Annotated in this window: 11 protein-coding genes; 9 read left to right on the forward strand and 2 right to left on the reverse strand. The window is 48.5% G+C overall.

The window, feature by feature from the left end:
- The first annotated feature begins 22 nt into the window (after positions 1-22).
- Together ACSHWX_RS11570 and ACSHWX_RS11575 are read left to right on the forward strand one after the other, a co-directional pair.
- Positions 23-535, forward strand: a complete 513-nt coding sequence (locus ACSHWX_RS11570; protein WP_435668380.1) for a PAS domain-containing protein — start codon at positions 23-25, stop codon at positions 533-535.
- A complete protein-coding gene (locus ACSHWX_RS11575; RefSeq protein ID WP_435668381.1) occupies positions 510-2,093 on the forward strand; it encodes a methyl-accepting chemotaxis protein in 1,584 nt (527 codons plus the stop codon). Before ACSHWX_RS11570 ends, ACSHWX_RS11575 begins: the two co-directional genes overlap by 26 nt.
- A gap of 20 nt (positions 2,094-2,113) precedes the next feature.
- Here ACSHWX_RS11575 and ACSHWX_RS11580 read toward each other — a convergent pair whose 3' ends face one another.
- Complete coding sequence (locus ACSHWX_RS11580) at positions 2,114-2,308, reverse strand: DUF1674 domain-containing protein (RefSeq protein WP_435668382.1); 195 nt, start codon at positions 2,306-2,308, stop codon at positions 2,114-2,116.
- A gap of 100 nt (positions 2,309-2,408) precedes the next feature.
- On the opposite strand from ACSHWX_RS11580, the gene htpX reads away from it, so the two are divergent.
- From htpX to purH, 4 genes are all read left to right on the forward strand, one after another.
- Positions 2,409-3,392 carry a zinc metalloprotease HtpX gene (gene htpX / locus ACSHWX_RS11585; protein WP_435668383.1) on the forward strand — a complete coding sequence of 328 codons (984 nt, stop codon included), beginning with the start codon at positions 2,409-2,411 and terminating at the stop codon, positions 3,390-3,392.
- Between the two features lie 38 nt (positions 3,393-3,430).
- A complete protein-coding gene (locus ACSHWX_RS11590) occupies positions 3,431-4,735 on the forward strand; it encodes an RsmB/NOP family class I SAM-dependent RNA methyltransferase (RefSeq protein ID WP_435668384.1) in 1,305 nt (434 codons plus the stop codon).
- Positions 4,736-4,816: 81 nt separating this feature from the next.
- Positions 4,817-6,463, forward strand: coding sequence for a heparinase II/III family protein (locus tag ACSHWX_RS11595; protein WP_435668385.1), 1,647 nt, complete (start codon positions 4,817-4,819; stop codon positions 6,461-6,463).
- 110 nt (positions 6,464-6,573) lie between these two features.
- Entirely contained in the window at positions 6,574-8,160 is a 1,587-nt protein-coding gene (gene purH / locus ACSHWX_RS11600) for a bifunctional phosphoribosylaminoimidazolecarboxamide formyltransferase/IMP cyclohydrolase (protein ID WP_435668386.1), read from the forward strand.
- Positions 8,161-8,410: 250 nt separating this feature from the next.
- Here the strand turns inward: purH and ACSHWX_RS11605 are convergent, their stop codons facing one another.
- Positions 8,411-8,962 (reverse strand): hypothetical protein, encoded by a 552-nt coding sequence (locus ACSHWX_RS11605; protein ID WP_435668387.1) that lies wholly within the window; start codon positions 8,960-8,962, stop codon positions 8,411-8,413.
- A 122-nt stretch (positions 8,963-9,084) separates the two neighbouring features.
- On the opposite strand from ACSHWX_RS11605, the gene ppa reads away from it, so the two are divergent.
- Genes ppa through ACSHWX_RS11620 form a run of 3 tightly spaced genes read left to right on the forward strand, consistent with a single transcriptional unit; the run spans position 9,085 to position 11,743 of the window.
- Positions 9,085-9,618, forward strand: a complete 534-nt coding sequence (gene ppa / locus ACSHWX_RS11610) for an inorganic diphosphatase (protein WP_435668388.1) — start codon at positions 9,085-9,087, stop codon at positions 9,616-9,618.
- 30 nt (positions 9,619-9,648) lie between these two features.
- Positions 9,649-10,698, forward strand: coding sequence for a hypothetical protein (locus tag ACSHWX_RS11615; RefSeq protein WP_435668389.1), 1,050 nt, complete (start codon positions 9,649-9,651; stop codon positions 10,696-10,698).
- 1 nt (position 10,699) lies between these two features.
- A complete protein-coding gene (locus ACSHWX_RS11620) occupies positions 10,700-11,743 on the forward strand; it encodes an endonuclease/exonuclease/phosphatase family protein (protein WP_435668390.1) in 1,044 nt (347 codons plus the stop codon).
- The last annotated feature ends 10 nt before the right edge of the window (positions 11,744-11,753 follow it).

Genomic DNA, 11,753 nt, shown 5'->3' on the forward strand with positions numbered 1-11,753 from the left:
TTTGGACATTGTGAGGCACTAAATGTTTACCCCCGAGGGAAACTGTAGAACGTTCGACAAAGACCGCATTGTCGTTTCAAAAACCAATGTAAAAGGGCGTATCACCTACGCAAACAAAGAGTTTTTGGAGTTGGCCGAGTTTACCGAAGATGAGGTGATCGGCCAGCCACATAGCATGATCCGCAGCAGCGCAATGCCGCGATGTGTATTTAAGCTCTTGTGGGACAGATTGGAACAAAAGCGCGAGGTTTTCGCCTATGTGGTCAATAAGTCAAAATTCAATGACCATTATTGGGTTTTCGCCCATGTCACACCAAGCATGAATGCTGCTGGCGAGGTGACCTCTTATCATTCTAATCGTCGCGTTGCTTCCCCTGAAGCGCAGGCACAAATTTCTGAGCTATATGGGAAATTGCTCGAGATCGAGCGCTCATCGGATAGCCGAAAAGTAGGCTTAGAGAATTCAACCGCAGCCCTTCATGAAATGCTGAATGAGAAAGGAATGGACTATGATGAATTCATATTCACTCTCTAGGTTCGGCATCGCCATTTCGCTCGTTTTGATTTCAACAATTGCATTTGGTGCTTTTGCTTTTTTTGATGCGCCCGGTTGGTTGCTCTTGGCGGCGGGCTGTCTTTGTGTGTTTGGTCTGATTTATGCTGGCATGCAATTTTATGCATTGCGAAACTTTGTTAGGGAATTGCGTGATGTGTCGCGCCAGCTTGTGCGCGGAGATTTTGATTTCCGATTGCATATGCCAAAAGCAAGTGGCGAGTGCGCTGAGGTGCGCGATAGTTTTAATGATCTTGTTGACGTGTCGGATGCATTTGTCCGTGAAAGTTACCTCGCGATGCAGGCAGCGAGCGAGGGGCGGTATTACCGGAAAATTCGGCCTGAAGGACTATTGGGTGCCTATCAACACGCGACGCAGGGTGTGAATGCTGGGATCGATAAGATGGCAGCGTTTGATGCGATGCTAAGCGAATTAAGAAGTTCAATTGGATTTGTTGTGGAACGCGGCATTGAGGGCGATTTGAACCACCGGGTGGATGCCAATTTTGCGGATGACGGGTTAAATGAGCTCGCCGAAATGATCAACCGTCTGATGATCACCATAGATTTGGGGATTTCTGAAACCGGCCGTGTACTAGCAGATTTGGCTGAAGCCAATTTGACCACTCGGGTTGACGGGGACTTTCATGGGGCATTTGGTAAATTGCGGGATGACACCAATGATGTGGCTGAGCGGCTATCATCCATAATGTTTGGCTTACGCAATACATCTGGTTCGTTGAAGTCGGCAACCGGCGAAATACTATCCGGCTCTGATGATTTAGCCCAGCGCACCATGCATCAGGCGGCGACATTGGAGCATACATCTGCCGCCATGTCTGAGATGGCGGAAACAGTGCAAGAGAGTTCTGAGCAAGCAAGGGCGGGGCGAGAACAAGCTATTTCCACTAAAGCCATGGTGGAAGAAAGTGGACAAGCCATGCAATGCGCCAATGTGGCGATGGAGCGCATAAGCGAAAGTTCGCAACATATTTCAAAAGTAATTGAAATGATTGATGGTATTGCTTTTCAAACGAACCTTTTGGCGCTCAATGCCTCGGTGGAGGCGGCGCGTGCTGGCGAAGCGGGGAAAGGTTTTGCGGTTGTCGCGGTTGAAGTGCGACGGTTGGCGCAATCAACAGCCCAGGCGTCAAAAGAAGTGAAAGATCTCATTCAAAAAAGTGCGGGTGAAGTCGAGCAAGGTTCAGAACTTGTGGCTAAAGCTGGCGAACAGTTGGAAACTATCGTTGATGCTGTTGGCAGTCTTTCCCATATGATGTCTGAAATAGCTGATGTAAGTCGGACGCAATCCGAGAAAATTGAAGTGTTAAACAGTTCGGTTCGGCAAATGGATGAAACCACACAGCACAATGCTGCGCTTGTTGAAGAAACCAACGCCGCGATTGAACAGACTGAGAGCCGTGCGAGCGAACTGGATAAATTGGTCGGAAGTTTCCAACTTGGAAATGAAGAAGATGAGCATGTTCAGATCGACGTTGAAAATGGCATGGTGCCTGATCGTTTGGCTAAAGCGAGTTAGCCTGGCCGATCAGTTCAAACCTAGAAATCGCTAGCGATGCCTTTATTTTCCCAGTCGCCATAACGGGCTGGGTCAGGCCCTTCTTTGCCGTTGACTTCGCGGGGGGCTAATTTGGTAATGGCGTCGATTTTTTCGCGTCTAGCTTTTGCTTCTTCAAGTGCGCGTTTCGCGATTTCGGGGTCAGGTTTTTTGGCGTTGATGTCCGATTTGGCCATGTTTTTGTCGCCTTCCATTGTCAATAAGCATTTCGCGTCACCTTGTAAGGGCCGTAATTGGCTACCATCTTTAGGGGCGAAATGACAATTGGGAGTTTGCATGTTCAATGCAATCAGGACAACATTTTTGCTTGCGGTGATGACCGGGCTGTTTATGGCCATCGGTTTTGTCGTTGCGGGCAGTTTTGGGATGTTCTTTGCGTTGGTCATCGCCATGGTGACCAACCTACTTGCCTATTGGAATTCGGATAAAGTTGTTCTGCGGCTGCAAAGGGCCCGGGAATTGGGACGTCGCGATAGTTCCGATCTTTTTGAAATGGTTGAGCAACTCACAATGAATGCGGGCATTCCAATGCCCAAATTATATGTGATTGAAAATGATCAACCCAACGCCTTTGCGACAGGTCGCAACCCAGAAAACGCGGCGGTTGCCGTTTCAACAGGGTTGTTGAACAATTTGGAATATGACGAAATTGGCGCGGTTGTTGCGCACGAATTGGCTCATATTCGGTCGCGTGACACCCTTATCATGACGATAACAGCAACGTTTGCCGGGGCCATTTCAATGCTCGCGCAATTCGGACTGTTTTTCGGGGCACGAAATTCGAACAACCCGGTTGGGCCAATTGGATCGATCTTTATGATCATTGTGGCGCCGCTGGCTGCGGTGATGGTTCAAATGGCGGTTAGCCGCACCCGAGAATATGAAGCAGATCGGGACGGGGCAGAAATATGTGGCGATCCGTTGGCCTTGGCCCGGGCATTGCGAAAAATTTCCGGCATGGCCAAAAAGTTTGAAAACCCGTTTGCCCGGCGCGCGCCAGGCATGGCGCACATGTTTATTATCAACCCATTGGCGGGGCGTGGGGCAGACAATTTGTTCTCTACTCACCCAAATGTTGACAATAGAATCGCGGCTTTGGTTGAACTTAGTAAGCAAATGCCGCAAAAGAACCCCAACAGTAAGCTTGAGCGCCGTGGTAGGCCAATTGCGGGGCGATCAAACATCAGCAGTTGGCGTATTCCAAATAGCCATCAGCCGAATAGTGACAATCAAAGTCAGCAAAAGGGCCCATGGAGCTAAAGTTAGTGAAATGGCGCTAATTCGATTTAGGACATTAAATGAGTAGATCTTCTCAGGCCACCGGGTTTGAAATTCGTCGGGCTGCGGCGCAGCGTTTGCAAACAGTGTTGACCGGTGCGCCTTTTGTGCCGTTTCCAGCCCGCGATATCGCTGATCCGCGCGATCGCGCACTTGCGAACAAGCTGGTGACCGTTAGTTTGCGCCGACATGGTCAAATCAGCCAGATATTGGCCTCTGTTTTGGAAAAAGGCATGCCCAAACGTGCTGGCCTTTTTGAAGCAGCGCTGCGTATTGGGGTGGCCCAGCTGATGTTTTTGCCCGATATGGGTGACCATTCAGCCATTAATCTGGCAGTGGAAGTAATCAAAAAAGACCGTCGGGCCGGACGGTTTGCCAAATTGGCCAATGCGGCTTTACGCAATGTTCAGCGTGGGTTCGCGGTTGATGATCTTGACCCTAAAGACTTGGTGCCAAGCTGGATTTATGCGCGTTGGTGTACCCATTATGGGGAAGACGCAGCGGCAAAGATGGTTCAATCGCTGCTTGTGCAAGCCCCGTTAGACCTAACCGCCAAAAATGCAGACGAGAAAAAAGACCTGTTTGACCAAATTGGTGCGGTGCATAGTTTGGGCGCAAGTTTTAGGGTTGGTGAACGCGAAGTGCCAGTTGAAGAACTGGCAGGTTATCAAGACGGTCATTGGTGGGTGCAAGACTTTGCGGCCACACTGCCCGTCTTTCTGAGCGACCCGCAAAAAGAACATTCAATCCTAGATATTTGTGCAGCACCGGGCGGAAAAACCGCTCAACTCGCGGCCAGTGGGGCACAAGTGACGGCGGTTGATCTTGATGGCAAACGGCTTGAGCGGGTGAAGGAAAACTTAGACCGGGTCGGCCTAACGGCAAAGTTGGTTGAAGCGGACGCGACGAACCTTTCAACAGAACGTCAATATGATCGGGTCATTCTTGATGCGCCTTGTAGTGCAACCGGCACGTTTCGACGTCATCCCGAGGTGATTTGGCACCGACGAGAAAAAGATATTGCCCAACGTGGTGAGCTGCAGGCGCAAATGTTGCAAAATGCGGCCCGTTTGGTGAAGCCGGGTGGACAGCTTGTTTTTTGCACTTGCTCGTTGGAGCCTGAAGAGGGCGAGCAACAAGCTAAATCGTTCCTTTCAAGCCATGCGGATTTTGATTTAAAGCCGATTGAGCGAGAAGAATTGGGCGGTTGGGCCGACGTTATTTTAAACGATGGGTTTTTGCGAACCTTGCCAGGTATGAAAATACCGAATAATGAAGGCGATCTTGACGGGTTCTTTGCGGCTCGTTTCACGCGAACAGAATAAATTGTTCGCAATCGGTAACTTAACGTGAAAACCGATTGCAAACGTGCTAATCTTCTTTGTTATTGTTGAGGGTAAATCTACGTGTCAGGCGGACCATTTTTGCGGCATACTTTAGGGGCCATTGCGGATTGGTTCGTTACTAGTCCGGCGTTTCGCTGGACATGGGCAGCGCCTGAAAAAGGTAATGTTAAGCGTAAGCTTTTAGAGATACGGCCTGCGGACGGGCATTCGGTCGACGATATGATGATCGGTCAATATCTGCTTGCCCAACGGCTGGTCGATACCAGCGGAACGTCGCCGTTTGCTGTGGATTATGGCACGGACGAGTGGTTTGAAGAGCTGCACGGCTTTACGTGGCTGCGACATTTTTCAGCTGCCCATGATGAGGGATCAAAAAAGTTCGCGGGCACTTTGGCCATGGACTGGATATCTCGCTATGGCCAGTTTTCCAAAAAGATTTGGGACAATAAGATCACTGCTTTGCGCGTTTTGAATTGGGCGAAGCATTTTGACGTGCTTAATTTTGGCCTTAATGACCCGCGTCGCGCGGTTGTGGAACGCAGTTTTTTTGAACAGGTGCAAAGTTTACGCATTCGGATAAATTTTGAAGCGGATCCGGCGCGACGTTTGCTGATGCGTGTTGCCTTGCTTGGGGCGGCGATTGCTGTGGAACGGCCAAAAGAAGATGTGGCCAAACTTTTAGAACGCACCTTGCTTTCACTGAACCGACAAATCGATGCGAATGGCTTGCACAAGAGCCGGAGTGGGGAAGAACAGTTTTTGCTGTTGTTGGAAATGATCCCGGTACGCCATGCGATCACGCCCTTACTGCCCGACTTGGCCAAACAATTTGCGCAGGTTTTGGACCGAATGCATCAAAGCCTTTCGCTGCTTATGCACACGACCGGAGAATTGTCGTTTTTTAACGGTACACGTACGGTGCCGCATGAAATGTTATTGTCGGTTCAATCGCGGGCGACCGATAATTTGGATATTGAACGCGGGGCGATCAGTGGCGGTTACGCAGCTCTTTTGGGCCAAAATTCCAAATTGATTGCTGAAAGTGGTCAAGAACTTGGTGACGACTTTCGAAGTCGATTGTTCGCTGGGGCGGCCAGTTTTGAATATAGTTTTCGCAATGACTTGATTGTCACCAATTGTGGGCCTGGGCCTTCGTCGTTGGGCGAAGATGCAGATCTATTCCGATTGCCTGCGTCCCATTCGACTTTAGAAATTGAATATCAGGGCAAGTTTCCCATCAAATCTGAGCAATTGCTTGCGGGCCATATGAAGGCAAATCGCGACCGGGTGCCAAAGTTGAACCTTGAGGAGCGCACCGTAACGCTTAACAATGCTGGTTATGAAGCGATGACCGGACTTGTACACGAGCGAATTTTAAGCGTTTTAGCAAATGATGGCGACGCGCTTTTGGGCCAAGATATTATTCGGTGTGATCTCACCCACAAAAACGCGCCAGACCAGTTTTTGCTGCGGTTTCATTTGGGACCCGGGGTTGAAGCAGAACTGAATGACAGTTCAAACCAAATTGAATTGCGCCTTCGTTCCGGAGGAAAATGGGCGTTTATTTGGGAAGGCGCGAATGCAATTGTTGAGCCGAGTGCGCGCTATTCTGCTCATAAGGGGCTTCAACCAATTCAGCAGATTGTCTTGAGTGGTTCAATTCAGGCGGAGCAAGAAGTTGTTTGGACCTTTATGCCGCAAACTTAAGCGGTATTGGCCAATTGAGTCAGATTCGGGCGTTGGGTGGTTTCTTTTCGTAAAATATCATGCTAGCGAAGCAAACTTAGCGCCAAGCGCACTTGTTTAACCAACAGCAGATGAGTTTCTCAGTGACCATCAAACGTGCCCTCCTTTCCGTTTCAGATAAAACCGGCCTTGCGGATTTCGCTCGGCATCTTGCTGCCAGTGGGGTTGAGTTGATCTCAACCGGGGGCACTAAGAAAATGCTCGAAGACGAGAAAATTCCAGTCATCGACGTGGCCGAAGTTACTGGGTTCCCCGAAATTATGGATGGGCGCGTTAAAACGCTTCACCCTAAAATTCACGGGGGGCTGTTGGGGCGGCGCGATAGTGATAGCCATAAAAGCGCGATGCGCATTCACCAGATTTCGAATATCGATTTGTTGGTGTCTAATCTTTATCCCTTCGTTTCGACCGTAAAAAGCGGCGCTGACTACGATACGGTGATTGAAAATATTGATATTGGCGGCCCTGCCATGATCCGCGCTGCGGCGAAAAATCATGCTTCAGTTACGGTGATTGTTGATCCGGATGATTACGCAAAAGTTATTGATGAGCTTAATGAAAACGGCGAAATCGCACTGAAGTCACGCCAGCGGTTTGCGGCGAAAGCCTATGCGCGTACGGCGGCATATGATGCGGCGATTTCCAATTGGTTTGCTGAAACGCTGGAATTTGAAGAAATGCCCTATCGCAGCTTTTCCGGCAAACTTGATCAGGTGATGCGCTATGGCGAAAACCCACATCAATGGGCGGCGTTCTATAAAGATGGGTCAGAAAAAACTGGCGTGGCAACCGCCGAGCAACTTCAAGGCAAAGCGCTTTCCTATAACAATATCAATGATACCGACGCAGCGTTTGAATTGGTCAGCGAGTTTGACCCTGGCGAGCACGCTGCGGTTGCAATCATCAAGCACGCCAATCCGTGTGGGGTTGGTTTAGGCGAGACTTTGGCTGAGGCATACGAAAAAGCGTTGCGTTGTGATCCGGTATCGGCTTTTGGCGGCATTGTCGCGCTTAACCAGGAAATCGACGCAGATGTGGCGCAAAAGATCATCGAGGTTTTCACCGAAGTAATTATTGCACCAAGCGCGACACCTCAAGCTTTGGCGGTATTTGAAACCAAGAAAAATCTACGTCTTTTATTGACGGGTGGATTGAGCGACACCAAAGCGGATGGACTGACCGTTAAGTCAGTTTCTGGTGGCTTGCTTGTTCAGGGACGTGACAACAAAAGCGTCATGGACTGTGAGCTGAAAGTCGTAACTAAACGTCAGCCAACGGATCAAGAACTGATTGATCTAAAAGTGGCAGCAATTGTTGCAAAACACGTGAAATCCAACGCTGTCATTTACACAAAAGACGGCGCAACGGTTGGCATTGGTGCGGGGCAAATGAGCCGTGTTGATTCTTCACGCACGGCCTATCGCAAGTCCAAAGATGCGGCCAAGGCTATGAAGCAAAAGGGTGCCCTTACCGAAGGGTCCGTCGTTGCATCAGATGCATTCTTCCCATTTGCTGACGGTTTAATATCAGCGGTCAATGCGGGTGCAACTGCGGTTATTCAACCGGGCGGTTCAATTCGGGATGACGAGGTTATTGCCGCCGCGGATGAAGCTGGTATTGCGATGGTGTTCACAGGCATGCGACATTTCCGGCATTAATTTTCGCAGGTTTTTTCGCGCCGCCGTTGGTCGCTTTGCTCCCGACCCCGGCACCCCCGCTGATTGGTGTACTTCACCAATTCTGCGTAAGCGAGCGACAAGATGGACGAGTATCGCGGGGACCCCGGCCAATTTTTTGGCCGCGCCCGCGCAGGTACAACAAGTCGAGTAGGCCGGGTTAGTTCGTCATGAGATTTGTGGTGCACCACGTGAGCTATAACTTTGGTCGCAAACGGCGGCTTAAATGCGATTATTCAGCCCATTCAATAGGTTCATTGGCGCAATCGAAATCTTGCGCCATTGTGTCCGCAACATTTTGAGCGATTTGATTGGCGTTGGGGTATTCGGAAGCATTGATCCGGGCGACCTGGCAAGTCGCGCCTTGTTCTATTTTGGTCACAATCAAATATTGCTGCTTGCCGCCCATGCCATCTTCGGCGAAGTACCGCAAAATTGTGGCGATAGGCGTCAAACCACGCGCCCGATCAGATAATCGCCATTCCAGTGTTTCACCGATGGTGTTGAATGGGGAAAGGGTTTGCTCTGCAGCGCGTTCGTTGAGCGAATCTAGCCCATAGCTCACAAACATCCGTAAATCGCCTTCAGCGACCATTACAGGGTAGCCACGATAGCCTGGACACGCAAAAGTTGCGCCGAAATCATCAGCCTGAATGATGGAGCAGTCATTGTCTAGGTCGAGATCTGTGTAAACACTGCTATTGGCCTGCGCAAATGCGCCGGTTGAAAAAAGCGCCAAAAAAGTGAAATGAACTAAAACAGTTCCAAAAATGGATTTGCGCATGCCTGTTTTTCTCCCGAACCGGTCAATTTATCGCATCTGCGGCATTATGGCTTGCAATCATGGCGTCCGCTAGGCATTAGTGCTGGCGAATTTGAAAATTGTTCATCAAAGGGAGCAAATTGATGGATCTCAATGCAATTGGTGCTGGTAAAAACCCACCTGAGGAAATCAATGTTGTGATCGAAGTGCCGGTTGGCGGCGAGCCGATCAAATATGAATTTGATAAAGATAGCGGTGCGCTATTCGTTGATCGGTTCCTTCACACCCCAATGCGCTATCCGGGCAATTATGGTTTTGTGCCTAACACTCTATGTGGCGATGGCGACCCGCTGGATGTTGTTGTGATGAATTCACGTCCCATTATGCCCGGTGCTGTGATCAAATGCCGCCCAATTGGCGTTTTGATTATGGAAGATGATGGCGGTATGGACGAGAAGCTTCTTGCGCTGCCGATTTCGAAAATGACTAAATCATATGAGGGCATCAACGATATTTCAGATATGCCTGAGATCGAAGTGGCAAAAGTTGAACATTTCTTCACACACTATAAAGATCTTGAGCCAGGTAAATGGGCGAAAATTGAAGGCATCAAAGGTGTTGATGTCGCTAAACAGATCATTCTAGATTCAATCGCGTTGCACAATAAAAGTATGTAAGTTGAGTTTTAAAATCAGCAGGAAAGATCCGTGAATCACCTATTTGAAGATATTTCTCTGCTGATTTTTTTGTTCCTTATAGGCTCGCTTGCAATCAAGTTTTCCTATTATTTTGGTGGCTCGGTTTGGGTCAAAGAGTTTGGGTTCGGCGAGAACACCGAACAATACCACCTACTCGGGCTAACTAGCGCTGAGCAGGGTGAGTTTTTTAATCTTTGTATTCTTGTCTGCATGCTGTTCGTGTTACTGATTTTGACCCCGGATGCCAGCGTTTTTGGACTGCTTTCCATTCATCCACAGGTAAGCGTTGGGCTAATTGTTACACTATTTTTGGTCTCTATTTTATATGGCCGAATTGCTGTTCACTTGAAGCGTAATAGTGGCTTTGTGAAAGACATTTCGATCGACAGAGACAATATCAGAAAGCTTAGTGCCGGATATTTCCCCTATTCGATGTATTGCACTGTGATTTATTTGCTTGGCATTACTATATTTGGGATAACCGTTTATCAGATGACGATTGATTATGACAATTTTCAATCAAATGCACTTGCGGTTGAAACAATAAAAATGTCGCTTTCACCCGTTGACGAAGACATTTCCAACACTCTGCGCGGTTTTGAGGAATTGTTCGGCCGCTCCCGAATAGTTGTAGGTTATGTTGTTGATCAGGTTAACGCTGTTCTCATGTTGCTATTGAGCGTCTATTTGGCTTATGTAGCGATTTACCGGTCGCGGTTCCGCGAGGTTTTCGCCGAAAGTGCTTTGAGCACTTTGAGAATTGCTATTTTTGTGATGCTTGGGCTATGCATTGTTTATGGGTGCTATGTGTTTTTCTCCATGTATTTAGCGTTCGTGGATAGCCTACTATTATATTACGCCCGTTTTTCGAGTTCTCTGGCGATGGCCGACTGGACTGTTGTGCGTCGTTATCACGAAATCATTGCAGATCTGAGTGGGCAAAGAGGAATATTTGGCTTTTTGCTCGCGCTCTCAACTGATCGTGGAGGGTTAATTCTGCTTGTCCCTCTTTTACAGCTAATTGGACGTCCACAACCAGCTGCTGTTGAGAGGGCATAGTATGGCCAAAAAGATTTGGCGATATATAGCTTTATTGTTCTTCGTGATGATTGTTCTGGTCGTGATAATTGTTGGCGCGAATCGGCAGCCGGAGTTTTTAGGACAGTGGGTAGAACAACCCTCCACACAAATGGAAGATGCGAGAATGCTGCTTGGTGATCAACTGTCACTTTTATCTTGGAACATTGGTTATGGCGCGTTGGGCGAAGGTGCGGACTTTATCGCGGATGGAGGCACCAAACTGATTTCGAGTGAAAAATCAGTAGTGTTGGGAAATAATAAAGCAGTTGCCGCACTGTTGGCCCAGCAAGAATTTGATATATACTTGCTGCAAGAGGTTTCTGATGGGTCAATTCTGAATCATTGGGTTGATCAATTTACGTTCATTCAGGATGCCTTGCACAACTATGCGCAGCATTTTCGCAAAGATGTGTCTACTCGATTTTTGCCTTGGCCACTGCGAATTAATCATGGCACTATTTTTGCTAGTCGAACTGAAGCGCAAGAAATCGAAATTGTGCCATTGCCTTTGGAACCCGGCCATTTGATGGGCTTTATTAAGAGGCGTTATGGTTTGCAAGTTGCACGTTTTGATCGTCGAGAGGATGATCAGCAATGGGTCGTGGTCAACTTGCACCTTTCTGCTTTCGACAAAGGTGATGTCCGAATAAATCAAGTAAAGGCTGTTCTTAGATTTGCGCAGGAGGAATTTGCCAAGGGGCACTTTGTTGTGGTTGGCGGTGACTGGAACATGGAAATAGAGCCTTCAACCTTTCCTCATGACACGGCCGAAGAGTTTTTATTCTGGCTTAGACCATTTCCAAAAGAGCTGTTGCCTGAAAGATGGCAAATCGTCTCAGATTCCAAAGTGCCGACCGTGCGAACGTTGCATAAGCCTTATGTTGCAGGCGGAAACTATGTTGCATCGATTGATGGGTTTTTGATCTCGCCAAACGTTGAACTGTTGGACGTCGCAGCGATTGATCTAAATTTTGCAAATACTGACCATCACCCAATTCGGATTGATGTTCGGGCGAAGCATTGATTGGGGCCGA

The organism is Maritalea sp. (genome assembly GCF_051251695.1).
Lineage (GTDB): Bacteria > Pseudomonadota > Alphaproteobacteria > Rhizobiales > Devosiaceae > Maritalea.